This window comes from Streptomyces sp. NPDC026206, from assembly GCF_040638465.1.
Lineage (GTDB): Bacteria > Actinomycetota > Actinomycetes > Streptomycetales > Streptomycetaceae > Streptomyces.
Genome location: NZ_JBEZYL010000015.1, coordinates 71,230 through 92,190 on the forward strand (window position 1 = coordinate 71,230; position 20,961 = coordinate 92,190).

Sequence of the window (20,961 nt, forward strand, 5' to 3'; positions counted from 1 at the left end):
CCACGCGTCGGGTCCAGAAGAGTGAGCGGCTGTTCGTGGATTTCCCTTCCTCATGGCAGCCATCCTCGGGAGCAGTCCGATGCACCACCGCCGTTCCACCTTCCACCGCATGGCCGTGACCGGTGTGGCCCTCGCCGCCATGACATCCGGTGCGGGCATACCCGCCGCGACGGCCGCCGCCGCGGCTTCGCGGCCGTCCGCTGCTTCCGTCGCCGCCTCGTTCGACCCGGCACCGATGCGGGGCCTTCTCGCCCGTCTGCCCGATCCCGTCGTCACCAGCGCACTGGTCAAGGTCAGCGGGGACGGGCCGGGCACACCGTGGACCGGTGCCGCTGGGAAGGTGCCGCGCGACGCCCATTTCCGCATCGGGAGCGTGACCAAGGTTTTCACCAGCACGGTGATGCTTCAACTGGTCGCCGAGCACCGGATTGCCATCGACGCTCCCGTCCGGCGCTACCTTCCCGATCTGATCCCGTACGAATACAGAACGGTCACCGTGCGCCAAATCCTGGATCACACCAGCGACTTGCCCGCCCCGGCCGGCATTCCGGGACCTGCCGATGGACCCGGTTGGTGGCTGAAGAGCATTGCCCCGCAGGATGTAGTGGGCAAGGCATTCGCAGCCGCAGCCGCAGCGAGGCGGGGAACGTCGCGACCGCCCAGGCCCGGCAGCATCCAGCAGTACAACGGCGTCAATACCTTTGTCGCCGGCCTATTGGTCGAAAAGGTGACCGGCCGAAGCTTCAAGGACGAACTCGACCGACGCATCATCCGGCCGTTGGGGTTGCGGAGCACCAGCCTTCCCTCGGCGGACGACACATCGATCCCCGCGCCTCACGCCCGCGTGCGTGTCGGTACGGACGAGGTGACCGAACAGAGCCCATGGGCCTGGGCAGAGGGCGGAATGATCTCCACCGCAACTGATCTGGACCGGTTCATGACCGCTCTGTTCCGCGGCCGGCTTCTCCCTCCTGCCCAGCAGAAGCTGGCGTTCACCGTCCCCCATGTGCCCAGCGCCCCGGCCAACAAGAACTGCATCAACGGAACGAGTTGCTTCAGCGCCGGCGGCCTGATGCGTATCAAGCTCGACAACGGCACCACCGTATGGGGCAAGACCGGCTCCCGGCCCGGCTGGACCAACGGCACATTCGTCACGTCCGACCTGAAGCGCCGCGTGATCTACTCCATCAACCCCACCGGCACCGCTTCGGAACTCCCCTACGTCCTGGCCATCATCAACACCGCCTTCGCCGACAGCCCGGACCCGGCGGTCTCCGCCGACACCAGCACGCCGGCGACGGCATACGGCACGGCGGGCGCTCGTGAGCACGCCGCCCGCCAGTGGGAACGTTCAGCCGCCGGCTAGGGTGCTCAAGCTCGTCGAGGAGGAAGACTCCGGGGCGCCGGGGCCGGGACGATGCCGACCGGCCACTCGTCCGGCGCACTGGCGTGCGAGTCCGGTCCCGCACAGCGTGCAGCCGGCCGCCCCGGCGAGGTCGCGCCCCGCGGCCCGCGCCCCGCGAGTGTCCGGTATCGGTGAACGCGGCGATGCGGCGGGTACCCATACGGCCGCCCCATGACTGGCAGCCGTGATCCGGCCCGACGATGCTTGAGCGTGTTGAAGGCACGACACGAAAGAGCGGGAGCGGTACGTGAGGGCACCGAGTGCGGGGCGCACCGCCGTGAGGCGCTGGTGCCTGCGCCGCCTTCAGCTGCTGCCCCTCCTCCTGCTCGCAGGAGGCGCCCTCCTCGACTACCGCACCTCTCCGCATTTCAGTGCCGAGGCCTTTTACACAGCCGCGCCGATGACGGCCGCCGCACTGCTGTCGTTGCGCGCGACGATCCTGGCGGGCCTCGGCGCCTGTGCCATCGACTTCACGCTGCTCACTCACTTCGGCTTCATAGGGGATTCCGGTGGGCGGAGCGAGCTGGCAGCGGTCGCGACCGTCTCGGCCTTCGCCGTCGTCGTCAACCGCCTCATGTACTACAGCGACGTGCGGCTGCAGTCCGCACGCGAAATCGCCCTCGCCGTGCAGCATGCGGTGCTGCCGCAGCCACCGGCTTCCATCGGGCCTCTGCGGATCGCCGTGCGCTACCGGTCGGCTGTGAAAGGCGCCCAGATCGGTGGTGACCTGTACAGCGTGCAGGACACGCCGTACGGCGTGCGCTGCCTGGTCGGCGATGTACGGGGCAAGGGCATGGGCGCGGTCAAGGTGGTGGATGTGGCGCTGGGGGTTTTCCGGGAGGCCGCAGAGGAGGAGCCCACGCTCGTCGGGGTCACGGCCAGGCTGGAACGGGCGCTCGTACGGGAAGCGGAGCGGAGAGCGGGACCCGAGCGGACCGAGGGGTTCGTCACCGGCGTTCTGGCCGAGATCCCGCTCTCCGGTGACGGGCTGCGGCTGGTCAACCGCGGTCACCCGGCGCCCCTGCTGTTGCACGGTGGTGTGGTGCGCAGCGCGGAACCGTCCGAGCCGACCCTCCCCCTGGCCCTGGCGGAGCTGGGCCCCGACGGGGACCGGACCGATACGGTGCCCTTCCCCCCGGGGACGACTCTCCTCCTGTACACCGATGGCCTCACCGAGGCACGGAACCATGCCGGGGTCTTCTACGACCCCGGCGTCAGGCTCACCGGGCATGACTTCTCCGGGCCGGACGCGCTCCTCGACGCTCTGCTCACCGATGTGAGCCGCCACACCGGCGGCCGCATCACCGATGACATGGCCCTGCTCGCGGTCACCCGGGGCAGGAGCTAGGGAGGGCCAGGGACTGGCCCCGAGCCGTCATCCCGCCTTGCTGGATGGAACACGGTCAACTGCCGTACGGGATCGTCAACTTCGTCCAGGGTGGACCTACTCGTCACCATGGACGTTCGGCTGATCCGCCGACGTCACCTCGAAGGCGATCCGGTCCCGGATCTGTTCAAGGCGGGCGTCGACTTCCGCCCCTGACGCACCTTCGATCACGACAAAACCATGCCGGTCGGCCGACCAGCACACCGGCGCGATCTCGTCCCCGGGCTTCACCGAGAGACGCGCTGCAATAACTTCTTGAGCGGAAACCGCGCCCTCCCACCCTGATACCGAAACAAGCCGACCAGGCGGCTCAACAATGATGTGTCGCATTCCAGCGCTTCTCGAAACGGCGGGCATGTGACTCGGCTCGACCCCCAGGGCATCGTCGACATACATTCCGTAGAGTTCCAGTCCGGGGCGCACATATTCAGCCATCGTTGGAATGAAAGCACCGCCCGGTCGTGCGTGGATCTCTCCCAGCACAACGCCTGCCTCAGTCAGCCAGAACTCGACATGAAAGAGTCCCTGGGTCAGGCCCACGGCGAGCAGGGCCCTCTCCACCTGCTCCTGTACGTCTTCCGACTGCGCAGCGGAAATGTCGGCAGGGATGCGATGTCCGGTTTCCACGAACCGCGGCCCCACGGACTTCTGCGCCAACGCAACGATGACGGGGCGGCCACCCAGCGCCAGGCCGTCGGCAGAGTATTCCGGGCCGGGAACGAACTCTTCGACCAAGAAGGGCACGCCCTCCGGGCGTCCGACGAGCGCCGATTCCAACTCGTCCGGCGAGCGAACCAGGTCGACGTTGGCGCTGCCCATTCCGTCCCGCGGCTTGACTATCCAGGGCCCGGGCGCGGTCTTTTCCAGGAACTCCTGCGCCTCCGCCCGCCCCTCGGCCAACAGTGAGGCAGGTTGCGGCAATTTGGCTCGCCGCAACTGCTCCCTGCACAGGTCTTTGTTCCGGGTGATACGCGCAGTCAGCCTACTGACACACGGAAAGGCTAGTGCCTCACCCACGGCGGCAAGTGGTTCGATGCAGAGATCGCGGAAAGCCAGTCCACCCACGATATTGGCATTGAGGGGCCGCAACGCATCGACGGCAGCGGCCGGGTCTTCCACATCACAGGCGACAACGGAGGAAAAGAGCGATATGTCGGCGTCGGTCAAGTTCGCGGGCCTGTCCGCACCGATCAGCTGCACGCCACGATCTCGGGCTTGCGCGTACAGACGCTGAATCTGATCACGGCCATGGGGAGACCGAGGACCACAGCCCATCACAAGAACAGCCGCTGACATGGGGCCTCCAGACTTCGCGGTCATCTGCCTAAAGCATTCTGCTTACCATTGCACAGGAACTTCCGAAAGCCCACCGATCAATACTCCGCTCCGCCTTGTGATTTTTTCCACCGGAACGGCGAGACGAAGTGCAGGGAAGCGCCTCAGCAACATCCTGAAGGCCGCTGCGAGTTCAAGGCGGGCGAGCGTCGCTCCCACGCAGAGGCGAGGTCCATGACCGAAGGACAGATGCGGGTTGGGATCCCGCGTGATATCGAATGCTTCTGGGTTCGAAAAGACCGAACCATCACGGTTCGCGGCCAGCGTCGACAGAAGAACCGCCTCGCCCGGCTTAACGCTCGTCCCCGCGATCTCCAGGTCTTCCCGGGCATACCTGAGGAGCGGAAGATCCGGTGACGAATACCGCAGAACCTCCTCCACTGCAGTGTCCGCCAGAGCTGGCTCGTCGTACAGGGCAGCGCGCTGCCCCTCGTTCGTCAGCAACAGCACTGCACCTTGTTCGACCTTTATCGCTGTGGTCCGGTAGCCCGCGAAGAGCAGGGAGGCGGCCACGTAAGAAAGGTCATCCAGCTTGGCTACGCTGCCCGGATCCTGTGGGGACAAATCCATCGTCCCGGAAAGAACCAGATCGCTGATCAAGTCCTCGCCAGGTGAGGTGAGTTTGTGCTGCGCAAGCTCGCGCATGTACTCCGACATGTCCTGGCGAGCATGGGTCGACCGCTCGAAGTCCGTCATGTTCGAGATGCCGTCGAACCACGCCTGAAATCGGTCATGGTCTTCGTACGGGACACCGAGCAGTTCACAGATGACGAGCAACGAGAGAGGCATGGACACGGTTTGGTGCAGATCAACCGGCGATGAGAGCTCGGCCATTTGGTCGAGAATGCGCGCGAGAATCTCCTCGGTCCGGCCACGCAGTGCCTTCATCCGCTTCGCCGAGAATGCCGGCGTGAGCCTGCGTCGGTATCTGGCGTGGTCCTCCCGCTCGGATGCATAGTTTCCGACAGGGCCTGCGGTGCTCAACGCCGACTTGCTCAGGAGTGGCGCCTCGCCGGGGACGGGGTGAGCGCGACCGAGCCGAGCGTCCGCGAGAAGGGGGCGCACATCCGCATAGCGGGTGACGAGCCATGCTTCGTCCCCTGCGGCCGTGAGCACCTTTACCGGCGACCCGCTGTGCTGCATCGCACGGAGTTCATCCGGCAGATCGAAAATACCACGCCTCGCAAACGGCAGTCTGGGAAGTGTAGTTTGCATATCAGCTTCACCTTTCAACCGCACAGGGACCACAGGATGCTGTTGTGCCTGCAGGAATCAGCTCTTGCGGTAGACCGCCACATATTCACTGGATGCTGCGGTGAAAGGCTCGGCACGCCAGCCACCCGACCGTGAAACACGAGTGAGACCTGCGAATTTCGCCATCAGGTCGAGTTCCGAGGGCCACACATATCGATACGACATCGGGTAGAACGTATTCCCGCCCTCCCTGAGCACGATGCTCTGCAGTTCGACCCGCTGCTCTGCCCGGTCATGCCGTCGCGCGGAGATGATCGCGCTCTGCTCGCCCACCTGCCGTGTGCCGGTGCTCTGCTTACCGCAGTACAGATCGTGATCGGGGACGATGGCCTGGACGACAAACAGGCCGCCGTCGGCCAGACGTTCCGCCGCGTTCTGCACGCATCGGATCTGGCTCTCCTGGGTGGGCAGCAGGAAGAACGTCTCGCTGATGCAGTAGATGAGATCGAAGGTGTCTTCGACCCGGACATCGGCAAAATCTCCGATTACTACCTCGACGGCCTCATCACTGATGTTGCGTTCGAGCCCGGCGGCCATTGAGGGGGAGCCTTCAATGCCCACTACCTTCAGGCCGCGACGGGCCAGGGGCAGCGCGACACGCCCCGTTCCGATACCCAACTCCAATGCCTTGCTGCCCGGTGCGAGTTCGGCAAGAAAGCTGCTCGCCTCGTCTTCGTCGTGCCGTAGAGCCCAGTCCATCGAGTCATAGTCCGGACGCCGTTCCCCATACGCGGCAATGTCGTAGTCCATTACGTCTCTCTTTTTCTTGAGCTGTTCTCAGGCCTGTCCGTCCGACCGCTGCAGCACAGACCCCGGCTGCGATCCAAGAATTCGCACGGCGATCAGGGACAGTGCAAGAGTGATGAAAGCCGACAGGAAGATGCTGCCTCTTCCCCCGACAACGTAGATCAGTGGGCCGGCTGCCACCAACCCCAACGGAGCGGCCAGCGTGGAAACGGTGGACCATAGGGTGATGACCGGTTGCTCCTCTTCCTCCGAGAGAAAGGTATACAGGTATGAGTACGCCACAGGTGTAAACGGCGCATAGATGACACCTGCGACAAAGAATGCGATCGACGCCGCCAGAACACTCTGTGAACTTGCAAGCCCGATCATTGTTCCACCCCAGCCTGCAATAATGCCGATCAGAAGTGGCCGCTGGGGCACCGACCGCAGATAGTTGGTGGCGAGCGCGCCCAGGATCGCGCCCGCACCGAATAGCGTCCATACAATCCCCAGAGCCCTGCTGCTGCCTTCCAGCGGACCGTCGATGAACAACGGAAGTGCGACTTCCACCGGCATGTAGAACAGGTTGTAGAAGAACACGATGACGAGCAATCGCCACGTGATGGGGAGCCTGCGGAGTACGCTCAGTCCGGATTCCGCTTTTTTCGGACCTGTGGATATCGATGGTTCACGCGGTACCGCCAGAAGCGTGGCGACGAGCAAGGGGAGGAAGGTCGCGCCGTCGATCACCAGGGCCCACTCCGGGCTGAAGACGGCAGCCACCACTCCGCCCAGGGCAGGTCCTGCCACGTATAGGGCGAACTCCTTGACCGTGGCCAGCAGTCCGTTCACCGCATATCGCCCATGGCTCGGCACCAGGCTGACCGCCGCCAGCCTGGTGCCGGAGGCCGCCAGGGAACGCAGACACGAACCCACGAGCAGCCCACCGATCAGGATTCCGATACTGAGTGATCCACCGGCAGCTGTCAGCCCAAGAGCGACAAGGGTGATACCGCGCAACAGGCAGTCCGCCACCAGGGAAACCTTCACCGGAAGACGGAATCTGCCCAGACTGAAAGGTATGGCGAGACACGTGGAAGAAACATAGGATGCGGCCGCGGCAAGGGACACCGCAAATGCGGCCGGCAGGCTGCCGTGAATCTTGAGAGCCACCAGTGGAATCGTGGCGATGAGCATGCCGTCACCGACACTGGAAAAACCGATGCCGCAGAGAAGGAAGGCTAGGCGCGGATTCCTCAACGCCCGGCTGTATGACATCTCCTGCTGTGCGGACTGCGGCATTTGAATTTCACCCTATGCGCCTGGTGTTTGCTTGGCGGGAGATTCAAGAACCGCCAATGGAAGGCTTGAATGACTGATCGGAGATCCAGAGCGTATCAGGAACCAGTTTCGCCCACCATATGTCTTTCGCGGCCCCTTCTTTGGGTGGCCTGAAGCGGTCGTCCCAAAGGCTCTCGTCCGGGCCCAGATACCTCACGAGTTTTCGACGGGCTCGATCGAAATCGAACTCCACGACTGAACCATGACCGCGTGCGATGACCTGAAGCGTCCGTCCGGTGCGTATGTCGCAGGTGTCGACGACGAGCTCGAATGCCGAATCGGAACGAAGCCGATCCGTCAATCGGGACCACTTACCACTGAAAATCCAGAAGGCCTCGTCCTCCCAGAGGAACCAGACCGGCCGGACGATCCGTTTTCCGGTGGCGACACGCGCAACCAGTGGTTGGCGAAGGAATTTTTCGACGTCGAACGGTACGTCCGTCATAGGTTCGAGGACGTGGGCCTGCCGCTTGATCTTTACAGTGGGCAAAGCAGGGTACCTCTGATCATTCTGCCGTTATGCAGGATATACGCAGCGGAAACTGATCTCGTTGTGCCGGTCGGTGATCAGATCCTTTCCGCGATAGTACGTGGTCAGGCACACCGGAGGCGACGTCCATGTTCCGCCGCGCAGCACAAAGAACGCCTCCTTCCTGTTCATGAACTCGATCGGCTTCCTGCCCTTGAGGAAGGGATCCATCTCTTCCTTGGTGTAGAAGTTCGTCGAGGTCATCTCCCATGTGTTGCCGACCAGATTGAGGGCACCGTACGGACTCGCTCCTTCCGGCAGCGCGTCCGCGGGCAGCACAGGGGATTCCGGGTATTCGGAGTGTGCCGAGAGGAGCAGCTCTTCGAGTTCGGCACGGTTCTTGGGCGAGACACCAAAGGCCCGCGAGACCTCATTGGCACACTCGGGGTTCCACTCGTTTCCCCAGGGGAAGATGCGCGCGTCCGTGCCACGGGCTGCCTTCTCCCACTCGTCCTCGGTGGGGAGTCGCCCGCCGGCCCACTTCGCGAACGCCCAGGCGTCGTACCAGTCGATTCCAACCACCGGCTGGTCAGGGGAGTTGAAGCGCGGGTCATGCCAGTGCGCCGGGGTGTGATCGTGGCCGATCGGCTGATCCGGGTGGTCGAACTCTTCCGAGTTCTGGGCATCGGCCAGGAACTCGGCGTAACGTCGATTCGTCACCGCGGTCCTGTCGATGTAGTAGGACGGCAACTCGACGGCCCGCAAGTGATTGTCCTGGTCGTTCATCTTGAACGATCCGAACTGCTTGTACACTTGTTGGATCTGTTGCTGCGACGCGCCGGCGATGAACGGTCCGCCCGGAACGAGCACTACATCGTCGTTGCTTCGCTGGCGTTTGCCGGTCGCCACCTTCTCGCGCAGCCCGGCGAAATGTTCGTCCTCAAGCCGGCGAAGAGTGTCCGGATCATCGCTTCCGAAGATCGAAATGAGAGCACGCTTGGTATAGGCGGCACCGAATCCAACCGGCTTGCTGGTGTGATCACGGGTCAGTTTGCTGGGCCACCCTGATATGCCGATCAGGTCCCGGACTGCCGTATCGACGCGCCTTTCACCTGCGGTGCGAATGGCCGTGAAGGCCACCTGATCGACAGGGTCGTGCGTGCCGTATGCGATAGCTTCCTTCGCGCCCTGGTCATCGGGGAAATGCTCACCGAGCAGCGCGATACAGGCGGCCCTTACCGGCCACTCCCTGTGCTCTCGCGCCATGTGGCAGACATCTGCAATCTTCCCCTCTTCGACGAGCTTCTCGGCAAAGGAGATCCCTTCCTTTACCTTCGTCTCATATTGGTGAGATGCCAACGCGGATCTCCTTCGTGGTCTTGGAGAAGTCTCGTGCATGGGGGCAGGTGCTGGAATCCGGTGATCCGCGTCCTGTGCCAGTGGAGAGGAATTCAGCGCGAGCTGGGTGCCACTGCCCGCAATAAGCGGGCAGTGGCACCCAGCTTAGAGGCTTAGGCCTCCCACTTTGCGGTGGTCTCGTCGTCGCCATCGCGCGACCCGAGGAAAGTCTCGTCCGACATGCCATTCACCTCCTCTCGCGGTGAGGTTGTGAGAAAAAAACTATGTGCACATGACATGGTGGTCAAGATCTCTGTATGTGGCGTGGTTCATAGTTTGAATTCTCTCTATATGCCTCTAGGAGCTCCACGAGGCTTTCCGGGTCTCAACAGGCAGACGCCGCCACAGGATGCCGGTGCGCCGGCGGAAGAGGACCCGTCGAACAGGCCCTGGAGAGCTCGGGGCAGGGCCGCGCCCTCAGACGCTGCGGGCGGGATCTTCGCGGCCTTCGCTCCCCAGTCGCTGCGCCCACGCCTCGCGGCCTGGCCGGAACAGCCGGTGCTCATCCTCGTGCACCCACGGCGGCACGTCGGGCCGGGGCGGGAGGCCGCGCCCGCGAGGGGGAGGCAGCAGGCAGGGCATGAGACCGGCCAGCCCTCTGCAGGCCGGGGGCAGACGCGAGCTGGAGGTACGCGGGTTCCCGCCGCAAGCCCGCGGAACTGCCCCCGGTTACTGTTCGCGATCGCCGGCGAAGGCCGGAAAGCCCGTGCGAGCGCTGCCGACGACGACAAGGTGCTCGCCGTCGTGCGCCCACGACGCGACGCCTGCACAGGTCCGGCTGGCGTGGACACTGCAGCAGGGCCCGCACGTGCTGGCCGTCCCGGGCACCGGCAATCCGGACCACCTCACCGCCGACGTGGCCGTCGGCGCTCTGCGGCTCACGGCGCAGGACATGGCCCTCCACGACTCGCTCGATCACGGCGTGGGCAGTACAGCTAGCGCAGCGCATTCCCCAGCAGGTCGGGGCCGAGCCGGCTGACAAGCTGGAGATCCAGCTCATGGAGCACGTATCGCCCTTCCCGCCGGGACTTGATGAGGCCGGCCTTGTTCAGGACGGTCAGGTGCCGGGACACCTCTGGGGGCGTCAGACCGTAGGCGTCGGCCAACTCTGTGGTCGAGTGCGGTCCACGAGCCAGCGTCCTGCACAAACGGAGCCGGACAGGATGTGCCACAGCCTCCAGACGCTGCTGGACCGTCTCCAGCGGAAGGGACGGGGGTATGTCCGGGAGCGCAGCCGGGTACTGGATGACCGGCCGGTCAGCGTGAGCATCCCGGATGACCAGGTGTGGCCATCCGAAGGCCGTCGGCAGGAAGACGAGTCCGGCTCCGGTCCCGGTGACCCGCCCGTCCTGCAGCTTGTCGATCACGATACGGGCGTGAGTGGTGTCGAGGGAGATGGCGGGCGACACCGCGGCGAGAGCCTGAGCCAGCCCCTGACGTCTGAGGATCTGCGTCTTGTGCCGGGCATCGGCAGCCAGCTGGGCCCGGACGCGCTGCCAGACCTCACCGAAGAAGGCCTGGTGGCATTCCTCCAGCAGACTTCTGAGCCAGACTCGCACCGCTCCTGGGTCCTTGAGCAACCGGTCGGCGAATGCCGCTTGCCGCATTCCGCGAGCTGCTGCGAGCTCCCGGGCTCGCTGCCGGTCCTCCGGATCGCGCAGGGGCGACGGCCTGGGGTGGCCGAAGGATGTGGAACAGGAGATCTCCACGGCGGCGGTCACGAAGGAGTCGTCGTCCAGGCGATCGAGTGCGTCCAGCTCTTCGCCCAGGCTGTCCGCGCCACCGCTCGGCAGGAAGAGGTCCGAGCGGGTGGAACGCCACAGGATGTCCGCCTCGTGCAGTCGGTCGGCCAGGTCCGGGGAGAGTGCAGCCGTGGTCCCGGTGGCCCATGCGTGCAGGCTGGGGTGGTGTGCGGGCTCGGCCAGGACGTGCAGTAGCGCGCCCAGCTCCGCCAGCGGGGAGACAACGAAGGAGACTCGCTCCGGCGGCAGGTCCGAGATGTCGATCAGCACACTCATCCCGCCAGTCTGCCGCCTTCAGGTAAGAGGTCGGACGTTGCCGCCGATTCGGCTGTACGGCGCCGATGCCGTACTGTTCACCGTACCGACGCGGGGTGGAGCAGCTCGGTAGCTCGCTGGGCTCATAACCCAGAGGTCGCAGGTTCAAATCCTGTCCCCGCTACTCATGTGTGAAGGCCCGGCCCTCGGCCGGGCCTTCACTGCATCCGCCCCCTCTGCCCCCCGCCCGGCGCCCTCGGACGGGCCGGGGAGACGGCAGCCGGCCGCCACGACATGGGAGTCGGCTGTCGGTTCACCGCACCCCGCTCGCGGCCGGCCGGGAGCGGGTTCAGGGCACTTCGGCAGCGCCGCCGGTGCGGATGGTCTCCAGTACTGCCTGGTGCAGGGATTTCAGTCCGCCCGGCGGTACGGGGCGGGGGCTGCCGGTGAGGGTGTACCACTCCTCGGCGCCGGTGTACTGCACCCGTACCTCGGCCGTCCCGTCCGGGCGCTGTGCGGTGGTGATGGTGAGGTCGCCGGTGATGACGCCGACGTCGTCGGTCATCGCCCCGCCGGGGCCGGCGGTCACCTCGTCCTGGTAGTGCTCGGGCTGCTCGCTGGTCATGCCGTACAGGTACCCAGCATGGTGGTGAGCATCTTCCGCTCGTCGTCGGTGATGGTGAGGCCATAGGTGGTCTTCACCGACGTCCAGGCGCGGCTGTAGACGCACCAGGCGGTCTTCGCCGGGGGCTGCCACTGATCCGGGGACTGGTCACCCTTGCTCCGGTTCGAGGCCGCCGAGACCGTCAGCAGCTGCGGGTGGACCAGATCGTTGGCGAACGCCTTGCGCCGTTCGGTGGTCCATTTGTCGGCGCCCGACCGCCACGCGTTGGCCAGGGGCACGATGTGGTCGATGTCGACCTCGGACGCCGCCTTGAGCGTCTTGCCGTCGTAGAAACTGTGCCATGTGCCGGAGACCGCCCGGCACTCGGCGTCCCGCTTCACCTCCTGACCGTCCCGCTCCAGAGCCGTCTCGCGCGTGTCGCACTTGTTGCCCTGCTGGGCCCAGTGCGGAAACGCCGTGCGGCTGTAGCCCGTCATCGGCCGCGGCTTGGCCACCGTCAGCTGCCCCAGCTGCTTACGGGCCTCGTCCGCCGACGGCAGGCCGGGCAGCACCTCACGTCCGCCCTTCCCCTCCCCCGCCGAGGCCGAAGCCGCAGGAGCCGCGGAAGCCGAAGCGGAAGCGGAAGCGGAATTCTGCGCGGCCGGCTTGGTCTTCTCGTCGCTCTTCCCGCCACAGCCTCCGAGCGCCACCACCACCGCGCATACCACTGCCGCGCGCACGGCTGCATCCAACTGACGCTTCATCATTTCCATGCTCTCCCCCCTGCCCCGATCGTCCCCATTCCAAGCTGCCCACCTCCGGCCCACCACCAAACGGCACAGAACACCCGATGGGCACTATCGCCGGTCCTTCCGGCCATACGGTGACCGATGCCTCGGGCACTGCTGCGGCCCCGGGTTGCCCGGTCGAAGAAATGCTCGTGCTCACCTCGCTGCTCCTCTGCTAGCGTCACCGGCATGAAGCGCGCTGCCATGACGACGACGCCGGAGAGTGTCCCGGCGCGCTGACAGATGTCTCAGTCCGAAGCCCCGGGGCGAGTGCCCCGGGGCTTCGCCTTGCGGTCGCTCGCCCGATGTCCGTGAGGAGACCACCATGCATGACCACCGCAAACTCGGCCGCGAGCTCGGCCTGTTCGGCACCGACCCGCTGATCGGCGCGGGACTGCCGTACTGGCTGCCCGACGGTGCGGCCGTGCGGCACGCCCTGGAGGAGTACATCCGCACCGCCGAGCGGCGGGCGGGCTACCGGCACGTGTACTCGCCGGTGCTCGGCAAGCGGGAGCTGTACGAGATCTCCGGGCACTGGTCGCACTACAGCGACGACATGTTCCCCCCGATGGAGCTCGGCGGTGAGCAGTTCGTTCTGCGCCCGAGCCTGTGTCCCCACCACGCGGTGATCTACCGGTCCCGCTCCCACAGCTATCGTGAGCTGCCGCTGCGCATGGCCGAGCTGGGAGGCATGTACCGCTCCGAACTCTCGGGCGTCCTCGGCGGGCTGACCCGCGTCCGGGCCATCCAGCTCAATGACGCGCACATCTTCTGCACCCTCGACCAGGTCGCCGAGGAGGCACAGGCCGCCCTGGAGATGATCCGCCGGGCGTACGGGGCGCTCGGCATCCGGCCTGCCCGTTACCGGCTCTCCCTGCCGGGCCCCGGCGGGAAGTACGTTGCGGCCCCCGAGATGTGGCAGCGGTCCACCGCCCTGCTGACCGACGTCCTCGACCGCTCCGGCCTGCCCTACGAGGCGGCCGGGGGAGAAGCCGCGTTCTACGGCCCCAAGATCGACGTCCAGGTCGCCGACGGCGCCGGCCGGGAGTCCACCCTGTCCACCGTCCAGATCGACTTCCACCAGCCAGAGCGGTTCGACCTGCACTACATCGGCGCGGACGGTGCGAAACACCGGCCGGTCATGATCCACCGCAGCATCATCGGCAGCGTGGAGCGCGCCGTCGCCCACCTCATCGAACAGCACGGCGGGGCGTTCCCCGCCTGGCTCGCCCCCACCCAGCTGCTGATCCTCCCGGTCTCCGACGCCGAGCTGCCGAACGCCGCAGCCCTCGCCCGGCGATGCGCCGGCCTCGGGCTGCGGGCCGAGGTCGCCGGGCCGGAACGCGGCACCCTGGGCGCCCGCATCCGTGAGGGGCGCCTTGTGCCCTACCAAGCCGTCATCGGCGCCAAGGAAGCCGCGGACGACCACGTCGCCCTGCGTCTGCGTGACGGACGCCGCCTCGCCCCGCAGCCCGCCGACGACGCCGTCACCCGCATCGGCGCTCTCATCGACGCACACAGCACCGACCTGTGGGACAGTGCCGCCTCGTAGCGGTGTCAGGGGCCGTCCGGTGCCCTGGCAGTTCCCGGGAGACACGGCGACCCTCAGGCGGCCGCCGTGAACCTGCCGGGCTACCGGGGTTCCGCTGCGGCTCCCGGCCGCCGCACGCCGTCGGCACGGAGGCGGCGGCCAGGAACGCTACGGCGAACAGGCGCCTGCGCACCGCCCAGACCGTAGCCGAGCCGACCGCCCCGGGACAGGGTGCGGCGGACCGTGCCGTGGCCGGTCACTGCTTGGTGAAGCCGAGACGGTGGTACCACGCGACCGCCACAGCAGCGTCCACCGTGTTTCAGCGGAGCGTTCGCAGTGGCTCAGTCCACTGCCACCCTCACCGAGATGCCCGCCAGCACCGTCCCCATGACATAGCGCTGCATGGTGAGCCATCGGGGCCTGCGGCGCAGGAAGCCGGAGATGGAACCTGCGGTCATGGCGATCAGGCCGTTGATCGTGATGGCGATGACGACCTGGGTGAGGCCGAGCACCAGGCTCTGGGCGGCGACGGATCCGCGGTCCGGGTCGACGAACTGCGGCAGCACCGACACATAGAGGATGGCGATCTTGGGGTTGAGGAGGTTGGTGACCAGGCCCATCGTGAAGAGCTTGCGCGGTGGGTCCGGGGGAAGAGGGCGAGGGTCGAAGGCCGACATCCCGCCGGGCTTCAGGGTCTTCCAGGCCAGCCAGGCCAGGTACGCCGCGCCGGCCAGCTTGACGGCCGTGTAAACGGCCGGGACGAGGCTGAAGAGGGCGGCGATGCCCGCGACCGCCGCCAGGAGATAGACGAAGAAGCCCGCGGCGACGCCCAGCAGGGAGATCAGGCCGGCCCGTCTGCCCTGGGTCACCGATCTGGAGATCAGGTAGATCATGTTGGGACCTGGGCTGAGCACCATGCCGAGGGCCACGGCTGCCATGCCCAGGAACGCGTGCGTGCTGACCATGCGGCTCCTCAGGAAGTGACTGTTTCTTGATCACCGCCATTCAACCGCACTGCCACTCAGGCACATTGGTCAATTCCGATCAGAACGTTGCTCCGGCGCAACATAGTTGATGTGGCTGTAACGTTTCGCGCGGCTCCACGGCCCACGACTCCGGCCGCTTCGCCCGCCGGATGGGTGCGTCCGCACTCCCGCCTTCGGATTGCCACGTGACGAACTCGAGACAGATCCTGAACAAACATTTGATTGGCTCGTCGTCGAAGCAGGCAAGGCGGCACGACGAGCAGGGCGGGCGGGACGACCACATGAGCACAGGTGGATTCGCGGAGTGGACGGAGCACTTCGTCGCGGAGGCGGAGCGCCGCCGGCAGGCCGGTGACCCCGGCTGGGCGACAGGTGCGGCCCTGCCCGAGGCGGTCTGGCGGAGCCTGCAGCGGTTCCAGGCCGGCGAGGACGGCGACGGGGCGAATCTGATCAGCAAGGCGGATGCGGCCGGTGACGACGACTACGCCGAGGCGGTCCGCCTGTTCGTCGCCGAGGAGCAGAACCACGCGCGCCTGCTGGCACTGCTGCTGGCGGCCGGCGGGCGGACCACCATCGACACGTGCTGGAGCGACCGGGCGTTCGTCCGGCTGCGCCGGCTGCTCGGCCTGCGAATGGAACTGCTGACGCTGATGGTCGCGGAGCTCGTGGCCGTGCGCTACTACCGCGCCGTCCGCGACGGCTCCGATGACCCACTGGTGTCCGAGGTGGCGGCCCGCATCCTCGCGGACGAGGAACGCCACATCCCGTTCCACTGCCGCCGCCTGCGCGCTTCGGTGGCCGAGCTGCCCGGGCGGCCACTGCGCCGGCTGACGATGACGGGCTGGCGCGGTCTGATGCTCGGCGCGACGCTGTTCGTGTCTTTGGACCACGGGTCGGCACTGGGGCGGCTGGGAGTGAGCCGCGGCCGCTTCGTGACCGAGGCGATGGCCTCGACGGGCGCGGTGGTCAAGGATGTCCTGGACGCCGCCAGGCCCCTGGACGTCCCGCCCGTGGCCCACACGTGTCCATCTTCCCGGCCGACGCCCGTAGCCGCGGCCTGATGCCCGGAGCGGTCACCCGGCGGACGCCGTGCCGGCGTCGCCGAGCCGTACGCCCGGTGCGGTGATCTGTTTCTTGTTTCAGGGTCAGGGTCAGGGCCTAGGCTCCGCCGCTGACTACCGCCCGCTCCCGGGGCGGGAGCGGGCGGTCGTAGCCCTGGCGCCCTTCACAGGTGCCGCCGCCACGGAAGGCTTCACTCGGAACCGAAGACGGCCTTCTGCACGTCCGCGGGGCTGTCGAAGCGCTTCTTGTCGAGGTGGGAGATCTTCTCCACCATGTCGTCGCCCGCCTTGTTCTTCTTGGCGACGGCGACGAGCTTCTCCCGGTCGGCGGGATAGGGCGCGCCCTTGAGGGCCTTCTGGAGTGCGATGGGGTCGGTCTCGGCCATGGGGGTCTCCTGGATGAGTGGACAGTTGTCGGTTGCCGCGCGGACGGGTCCGGAGGCAGCCCTCCCAGTACCCCTCCCATCGCACCCCAATCGCCCTTTTTGTCGCAAATATGAGCGACCGGGTCCCCGTGTGGTCCACCGCCGGGCGACTGGGCACCGATGGTCGCCCCATGATGGACGAGCCCCCTTCTGCCGGAAGCCGGCCGCGAGGAGAAGGAGCGGACGCCGCGCAACGCCGGACGCGTGACGGCCGGTCGGCCAAGGCCGACGTGACCGCGGGCTGCTGCCGCGGGTCGATGAGGAAGGAGAGCGCCGTATGCCCGATGACGCGATGGGAGACGAGGTCTACCAGCCCGTCGACTCGGACACCCCCGACAACCCCAACGAGCTCGACCTGGAGAACGCGCTCGACGGTGACGGGCTCGACGAGACGCTGGACGAGGGCTACTCGCCACCCGAGAAGCCCCTGGCCGTGGACCACTACGGCACGACGGCGCGGGAGCAACGCGAGGGCGAGACCCTCGAACAGCGCCTCGCCGAGGAGGTGCCCGACGTCGCTCCGCCCGAGGGCGACGGCATCGGCGACCAGCTGGGCACGAACGGCGAGCTGGTGGACGCCGAGGCCGGCGACGAACGCACGGGCCGGTTGGTGGCGGCCGACGACGGGTTTCCCCGCCGCGCCAACGACGTGGTCGCCCATGACGTCGGGATCGACGGTGGGGCCTCCTCGGCCGAGGAGGCCGCCCTGCACACCACCGCCGACCCGGAAGCGTACGACGGCCTGGAAGAAGACCTGGGTCGCGCAGAGGGGGACGAAGAGTGAGGACGCCGGGGTGCTCGGCCCCGGCCCCTCGCGCGGCGGGAATCAGGGCAGAGGGGTACCGCCGGTGGCGTTGAGGACCTCGGCAGTGATGTAGCTCGCCTCCTGGGAGGCGAGGAAGACGTACGCGGGCGCCATCTCAGCCGGCTGGGCGGCGCGGCCCAGGGGGCTCTGTTCCCCGAAGTGCGCGGTGTCCGGGAGGGTGGCCGGGATGAGTGGGGTCCACACCGGGCCCGGGGCCACGGCGTTGACGCGGACGCCCCGCTCCGCGAGCTGGCCTGCGAGGCCCTGGGTGAAGGTCACGATTCCGCCCTTGGTGGTGGCGTAGTCGAGCAGATGCGGAGTGGGCTTGTACGCCTGGACGGACGTGGTGTTGATGACGTTCGGTCGTGATGGCCTCGATGCCCGCGGGCTGGGACATCTGGTAGGCGGCGTTGTTGACCAGCACGTCGATCCGGCCGAATTCCCGCACCGCCCGGTCCACCACCCGCCGGCACTCCCCCTCCTCCCGCAGGTCGCAGGCCAGGGCCACCGCCCGACGCCCCGCGGCCCCGACCAGGCGGGAGGTCTCGCCGGCTTCCTTCTCCTCCTCCGCCAAGTGGGTGAAGAGCACATCGGCGCCCTCACGCGCGAAGGCGAGGGCCACGGCCCGGCCGATGCCCGAGTCCCCGCCTGTGACGACCGTACGGAGCCCCTCCAGCCGGCCGGCGCCGCGGTAGGTGTCCTCACCGTGATCGGGGCGCGGCCTCATGTCATCGGTGTCGCCGGGGTGCGGCTGGTCCTGTTGGGGGTACTCCGGCCGGGGGTAACGCTCGACGGGGTCGACGTGGTCCTGTGCTGACATGGTTGATCACCTCCTGGCACCGGATACCCCGTCGGCGGCGGCGCAGACAGCCGCAGAGGGCCACGTACCCGGCTCGGCGGGCGGCCGCGCGCTCCCACCACAGGGCCTTGTTACCACCATTCCGCTTCGCGTCGTCGCAGGGCGCGGCAGGCGCCGGAGTGGCTGTAAAGAGCCGCAGTGCCCGGCATACTCATGCATACTGAAGCCTCTTTGCCGTCAGTCAACTTCCAGCGCGCACAGGGGTTGTTACAAGCATGGGATCGCACGAGACGTACGAGAAGCTGATCGCTCTGCTCGATGAGCACGGTGCCGAGTACCGGACGATCGAGCACGAGGCCGAGGGCGCCACGGAGGCCGTGAGCCGGCTGCGGGGGCACGAGCTTCATCAGGCGGCCAAGTGCATCGTCGTCATGGTGAAGCTGGGCAAGAAGGTGACGCGCTACGTGCTCGCCGTCGTCCCCGGTGACAAGCGCGTCGACCTCTCCGCGATCAAGGGCCTGCTCGGCGGGACGTACGTGGGATTCGCCGCGCAGGACGTCGCCGAACGGCTCTCGGGCTGTGCCAGCGGCACGATTCTGCCGTTCTCCTTCGACCCCCAGCTGGAGCTCGTCGTCGACCCGGCGCTGCTGGAGAACGCGGAGTTCTTCTTCAACGCCGCTCGTCTCGACCGGTCCCTCGCTCTGGCCACGCGCGACTTCGTCAAGATCGCCGAGCCGCGCGTCGAGGCCATCGCGCTCGCCTGACCTCACCGGGTGGCCGGGGTGAGGCTCACTGGGTGGTCGGGGTGAGCGCGAGAGCCACCCCGAGGCCTACGAGCACCGTACCGATCACCCTGTTCAGAAGGATCTGGCTGCGCAGCATCTTGGCGCGCAGCCGGTCGTTCGAGAAGAACAGCGCCGCCAGGGCGAACCAGGCCAGGTGGGCCAGGGACATGAACAGGCCATAGCCGATCTGGCGCCACAGCGCCGTGTCCGGATGGACGACCTGGGTGAAGGTGCTGAGCACGAACAGGGTGGTCTTGGGATTCAGCGCGTTGGTCAGAAATCCGGTCCGCAGCGCCTGCATCCGGGAAATCACCGCGCCCGCGGAAAGGTCGATGTCCATCTGCGTGCGCTTCGCGAACGTCCTGCAGCCGATGTAGACGAGATATCCGGCACCGGCCAGCTTGATGACCGTGAAAGCAGACGGTGAATGGGCGATCAGCAGCCCGACGCCCAGGATGGTGTAAGTGACATGGACCAGCACGCCGAGCGAAATTCCCACGGCGGAGAAGATTCCGGGGGCGCGCCCGTACAGGTAACTGTTGCGTACGGTCATAGCGAAATCCGCCCCGGGGCTGATGACAGCCAGGACAGTGATGAGGGCGACGGCGAGAAGTTCGGCCATTTCTCCGGTTCCGGCGATCGGGGACGAGTGGCGGAGGGCGGGGACGCCGGGCACCGGCACCCCCGCCTACGGGCTCATGGCTTGTGGCGATAGGTGATGACCAGGACGTCCCGGAGCGCGGGCCGGCTGTCGTCGAGCCGGTCGATGGGGGTGACCCCGTGGAAGACGCGCTCGTCGTTGACGATCGCCATGTCGAGGGCGTCGGCCAGCATGAACTTCTCGAGCGGGTTCTTCTCGAGGTTGTAGAGGGTGCTCTCACCGTTGACCGCGTTGGACCGCTTGACCATCAGCATCATCACGAAGGTCACGCCGTCCCGGTGCACCCCCTCGGGGGTCGGCTTGCCGATCTCCTCGCCGGAGACCTCGATGCGGAACTGGTGGGCCTCGATGTGCCACGCGGAGTACGGCGCCAGCCGCCCGAAGAGATCGCAGCCAAGGGTGAGCAGGCTGCTCATGGTGCTGCCGTGCAGCACGGAGTCCGCGAAGGGCTCGTAGTGGCGGGCTATGCCGCCGTTCAGCGTGTTGTAGTCGACGCCCTGATAATGCGGCTGGTGCGGCTCGATCTGGAACCCCTTGCCGCCGCGCGGTGCGCTTAACGTGGCGTGGCGGCGCCGGCGGTAGCGACCGCCGTCAGCCATGTAGCTGTCCAGCGGCATGTCGTCCCAGCTGTTCTGAAAGGATTCCCAGTCCGCCAGGGACTCCGCGTCCCGGCGGTTCAGCAGCTCCCGGACACCCTCGCCGGGCAGAAAGCAGTAACTCTTGTTCGAAACGCTTTCGCAAATTTCTTCCACGCCACCGGAGTAGGTGGGATGCGACACCGCGTCTCCGGCCGCTGTTGTACTGAGCATGTGAGTGCAATCCGTCTCGTTGGCGACGACAAGTACTCGGCAGATCATGGAGTCCTGCACTCCGAGACGTCAAGATCATGGCCGAATTCATGGGCTGCGCATGGCCGGAACCATTCCATGGAAATCGAATGGCAACGAAAGTCTCCTTGGTGGGAATTGGGTGGAACAGCGGCCTGCCTCCTCACCCGGCCCTGGGAACCCGCCCTGCGGCTGGTCAACTGCGGCGGCGCGCCCCGCACCGTCAACGGCTACCCGCGCGTGCGCGTCCTGGGCGAGCAGGGTCAGCCACTCGATGTGGCCGCGCACAACGACGTCAACGCCGTTGCCCGTATCGGCGGGCGCTGATCGCTCACGCGGAGAGGCACCGCGCGTACCGGTTGGTGAACCGGGGTATT

General features: G+C 66.7%; 20 protein-coding genes, 1 tRNA gene and 3 pseudogenes. 10 read left to right on the forward strand and 14 right to left on the reverse strand.

The genetic code is table 11. The features are described from left to right. The first annotated feature begins 52 nt into the window (after window positions 1–52). Both AB0F13_RS20870 and AB0F13_RS20875 read left to right on the forward strand, forming a co-directional pair. Window positions 53–1,366 (forward strand): serine hydrolase domain-containing protein, encoded by a 1,314-nt coding sequence (locus AB0F13_RS20870; RefSeq protein WP_362084185.1) that lies wholly within the window; start codon window positions 53–55, stop codon window positions 1,364–1,366. Between the two features lie 286 nt (window positions 1,367–1,652). Further along, the gene (locus AB0F13_RS20875; protein WP_362084188.1) at window positions 1,653–2,753 is read left to right on the forward strand and encodes a PP2C family protein-serine/threonine phosphatase; all 1,101 of its coding nucleotides are present in this window, start codon (window positions 1,653–1,655) and stop codon (window positions 2,751–2,753) included. 96 nt (window positions 2,754–2,849) lie between these two features. Here the strand turns inward: AB0F13_RS20875 and AB0F13_RS20880 are convergent, their stop codons facing one another. The 6 genes from AB0F13_RS20880 to AB0F13_RS20905 form a co-directional block, all read right to left on the reverse strand. Further along, window positions 2,850–3,992, reverse strand: coding sequence for an ATP-grasp domain-containing protein (locus tag AB0F13_RS20880; RefSeq protein WP_362084191.1), 1,143 nt, complete (start codon window positions 3,990–3,992; stop codon window positions 2,850–2,852). A 138-nt stretch (window positions 3,993–4,130) separates the two neighbouring features. Then, window positions 4,131–5,342, reverse strand: coding sequence for a cytochrome P450 (locus tag AB0F13_RS20885; RefSeq protein ID WP_362084194.1), 1,212 nt, complete (start codon window positions 5,340–5,342; stop codon window positions 4,131–4,133). A gap of 57 nt (window positions 5,343–5,399) precedes the next feature. Continuing rightward, window positions 5,400–6,131, reverse strand: coding sequence for a class I SAM-dependent methyltransferase (locus tag AB0F13_RS20890; RefSeq protein WP_362084197.1), 732 nt, complete (start codon window positions 6,129–6,131; stop codon window positions 5,400–5,402). Window positions 6,132–6,158: 27 nt separating this feature from the next. Continuing rightward, window positions 6,159–7,409: an MFS transporter gene (locus AB0F13_RS20895; protein WP_362084200.1), complete on the reverse strand. Its 1,251-nt coding sequence runs from the start codon at window positions 7,407–7,409 to the stop codon at window positions 6,159–6,161. Between the two features lie 43 nt (window positions 7,410–7,452). After that, window positions 7,453–7,893 carry a pyridoxamine 5'-phosphate oxidase family protein gene (locus AB0F13_RS20900; RefSeq protein WP_362084203.1) on the reverse strand — a complete coding sequence of 147 codons (441 nt, stop codon included), beginning with the start codon at window positions 7,891–7,893 and terminating at the stop codon, window positions 7,453–7,455. 72 nt (window positions 7,894–7,965) lie between these two features. Next, window positions 7,966–9,276 (reverse strand): SUMF1/EgtB/PvdO family nonheme iron enzyme, encoded by a 1,311-nt coding sequence (locus AB0F13_RS20905; RefSeq protein WP_362084206.1) that lies wholly within the window; start codon window positions 9,274–9,276, stop codon window positions 7,966–7,968. Between the two features lie 714 nt (window positions 9,277–9,990). On the opposite strand from AB0F13_RS20905, the pseudogene AB0F13_RS20910 reads away from it, so the two are divergent. Then, window positions 9,991–10,294, forward strand: a pseudogene (locus tag AB0F13_RS20910) (aldo/keto reductase); the annotation flags it as partial. Here AB0F13_RS20910 and AB0F13_RS20915 read toward each other — a convergent pair. Further along, the gene (locus AB0F13_RS20915; RefSeq protein ID WP_362084209.1) at window positions 10,251–11,333 is read right to left on the reverse strand and encodes a DUF5937 family protein; all 1,083 of its coding nucleotides are present in this window, start codon (window positions 11,331–11,333) and stop codon (window positions 10,251–10,253) included. The pseudogene AB0F13_RS20910 and the gene AB0F13_RS20915 sit on opposite strands and share 44 nt — an antisense overlap. An 89-nt stretch (window positions 11,334–11,422) precedes the next feature. Here AB0F13_RS20915 and AB0F13_RS20920 point away from each other — a divergent pair. Continuing rightward, window positions 11,423–11,496, forward strand: a tRNA-Met gene (locus AB0F13_RS20920). Between the two features lie 165 nt (window positions 11,497–11,661). On the opposite strand, the gene AB0F13_RS20925 is transcribed toward AB0F13_RS20920, so the two are convergent. After that, on the reverse strand, window positions 11,662–11,937 hold the full coding sequence (locus AB0F13_RS20925) for a hypothetical protein (RefSeq protein ID WP_362084212.1): 276 nt from the start codon (window positions 11,935–11,937) through the stop codon (window positions 11,662–11,664). Then, window positions 11,934–12,656 carry an HNH endonuclease family protein gene (locus AB0F13_RS20930; protein WP_362084215.1) on the reverse strand — a complete coding sequence of 241 codons (723 nt, stop codon included), beginning with the start codon at window positions 12,654–12,656 and terminating at the stop codon, window positions 11,934–11,936. Before AB0F13_RS20930 ends, AB0F13_RS20925 begins: the two co-directional genes overlap by 4 nt. Before the next feature lie 367 nt (window positions 12,657–13,023). Between AB0F13_RS20930 and thrS the strand changes: the two are divergent. Then, window positions 13,024–14,256 (forward strand): annotated as a pseudogene (thrS, locus tag AB0F13_RS20935) (threonine--tRNA ligase); the annotation flags it as partial. A gap of 320 nt (window positions 14,257–14,576) precedes the next feature. Here the strand turns inward: thrS and AB0F13_RS20940 are convergent. Further along, window positions 14,577–15,200 (reverse strand): LysE family translocator, encoded by a 624-nt coding sequence (locus AB0F13_RS20940; protein WP_362084218.1) that lies wholly within the window; start codon window positions 15,198–15,200, stop codon window positions 14,577–14,579. A gap of 302 nt (window positions 15,201–15,502) precedes the next feature. Here AB0F13_RS20940 and AB0F13_RS20945 point away from each other — a divergent pair, with 302 nt between their 5' ends. Further along, entirely contained in the window at window positions 15,503–16,282 is a 780-nt protein-coding gene (locus AB0F13_RS20945; protein ID WP_362084221.1) for a ferritin-like domain-containing protein, read from the forward strand. Window positions 16,283–16,473: 191 nt separating this feature from the next. On the opposite strand, the gene AB0F13_RS20950 is transcribed toward AB0F13_RS20945, so the two are convergent. After that, entirely contained in the window at window positions 16,474–16,668 is a 195-nt protein-coding gene (locus AB0F13_RS20950; protein WP_362084224.1) for a DUF2795 domain-containing protein, read from the reverse strand. A gap of 316 nt (window positions 16,669–16,984) precedes the next feature. Between AB0F13_RS20950 and AB0F13_RS20955 the strand changes: the two genes are divergently transcribed. Further along, on the forward strand, window positions 16,985–17,491 hold the full coding sequence (locus tag AB0F13_RS20955; protein ID WP_362084227.1) for a DUF5709 domain-containing protein: 507 nt from the start codon (window positions 16,985–16,987) through the stop codon (window positions 17,489–17,491). Between the two features lie 42 nt (window positions 17,492–17,533). On the opposite strand, the pseudogene AB0F13_RS20960 reads toward AB0F13_RS20955, so the two are convergent. Beyond that, window positions 17,534–18,134, reverse strand: a pseudogene (locus tag AB0F13_RS20960) (SDR family oxidoreductase). Between AB0F13_RS20960 and AB0F13_RS20965 the strand changes: the two are divergent. Together AB0F13_RS20965 and AB0F13_RS20970 are read left to right on the forward strand one after the other, a co-directional pair. Further along, window positions 18,087–18,329, forward strand: coding sequence for a hypothetical protein (locus AB0F13_RS20965; RefSeq protein WP_362084452.1), 243 nt, complete (start codon window positions 18,087–18,089; stop codon window positions 18,327–18,329). The pseudogene AB0F13_RS20960 and the gene AB0F13_RS20965 sit on opposite strands and share 48 nt — an antisense overlap. 257 nt (window positions 18,330–18,586) lie before the next feature. After that, on the forward strand, window positions 18,587–19,075 hold the full coding sequence (locus AB0F13_RS20970; protein ID WP_362084230.1) for a YbaK/EbsC family protein: 489 nt from the start codon (window positions 18,587–18,589) through the stop codon (window positions 19,073–19,075). A gap of 25 nt (window positions 19,076–19,100) precedes the next feature. Here the strand turns inward: AB0F13_RS20970 and AB0F13_RS20975 are convergent, their stop codons facing one another. Both AB0F13_RS20975 and AB0F13_RS20980 read right to left on the reverse strand, forming a co-directional pair. After that, entirely contained in the window at window positions 19,101–19,718 is a 618-nt protein-coding gene (locus AB0F13_RS20975) for a LysE family transporter (RefSeq protein ID WP_362084233.1), read from the reverse strand. Window positions 19,719–19,792: 74 nt separating this feature from the next. After that, window positions 19,793–20,566 (reverse strand): 2OG-Fe dioxygenase family protein, encoded by a 774-nt coding sequence (locus tag AB0F13_RS20980; protein WP_362084236.1) that lies wholly within the window; start codon window positions 20,564–20,566, stop codon window positions 19,793–19,795. A gap of 156 nt (window positions 20,567–20,722) precedes the next feature. Between AB0F13_RS20980 and AB0F13_RS20985 the strand changes: the two genes are divergently transcribed. After that, entirely contained in the window at window positions 20,723–20,911 is a 189-nt protein-coding gene (locus AB0F13_RS20985; RefSeq protein WP_362084239.1) for a DUF4232 domain-containing protein, read from the forward strand. Window positions 20,912–20,961 lie beyond the last annotated feature (50 nt).

Excerpts from the sequence above, each read along its gene's own strand:
- AB0F13_RS20870 (WP_362084185.1), top strand. The coding sequence starts at position 53 with ATGGCAGCCATCCTCGGGAGCAGTCCGATGCACCACCGCCGTTCCACC.
- AB0F13_RS20885 (WP_362084194.1), bottom strand. The coding sequence starts at position 5,342 with ATGCAAACTACACTTCCCAGACTGCCGTTTGCGAGGCGTGGTATTTTC.
- AB0F13_RS20890 (WP_362084197.1), bottom strand. The coding sequence starts at position 6,131 with ATGGACTACGACATTGCCGCGTATGGGGAACGGCGTCCGGACTATGAC.
- AB0F13_RS20895 (WP_362084200.1), bottom strand. The coding sequence starts at position 7,409 with ATGCCGCAGTCCGCACAGCAGGAGATGTCATACAGCCGGGCGTTGAGG.
- AB0F13_RS20900 (WP_362084203.1), bottom strand. The coding sequence starts at position 7,893 with ATGACGGACGTACCGTTCGACGTCGAAAAATTCCTTCGCCAACCACTG.
- AB0F13_RS20915 (WP_362084209.1), bottom strand. The coding sequence starts at position 11,333 with ATGAGTGTGCTGATCGACATCTCGGACCTGCCGCCGGAGCGAGTCTCC.
- AB0F13_RS20925 (WP_362084212.1), bottom strand. The coding sequence starts at position 11,937 with ATGACCAGCGAGCAGCCCGAGCACTACCAGGACGAGGTGACCGCCGGC.
- AB0F13_RS20940 (WP_362084218.1), bottom strand. The coding sequence starts at position 15,200 with ATGGTCAGCACGCACGCGTTCCTGGGCATGGCAGCCGTGGCCCTCGGC.
- AB0F13_RS20945 (WP_362084221.1), top strand. The coding sequence starts at position 15,503 with ATGAGCACAGGTGGATTCGCGGAGTGGACGGAGCACTTCGTCGCGGAG.
- AB0F13_RS20950 (WP_362084224.1), bottom strand. The coding sequence starts at position 16,668 with ATGGCCGAGACCGACCCCATCGCACTCCAGAAGGCCCTCAAGGGCGCG.
- AB0F13_RS20955 (WP_362084227.1), top strand. The coding sequence starts at position 16,985 with ATGCCCGATGACGCGATGGGAGACGAGGTCTACCAGCCCGTCGACTCG.
- AB0F13_RS20970 (WP_362084230.1), top strand. The coding sequence starts at position 18,587 with ATGGGATCGCACGAGACGTACGAGAAGCTGATCGCTCTGCTCGATGAG.
- AB0F13_RS20975 (WP_362084233.1), bottom strand. The coding sequence starts at position 19,718 with ATGGCCGAACTTCTCGCCGTCGCCCTCATCACTGTCCTGGCTGTCATC.
- AB0F13_RS20980 (WP_362084236.1), bottom strand. The coding sequence starts at position 20,566 with ATGCTCAGTACAACAGCGGCCGGAGACGCGGTGTCGCATCCCACCTAC.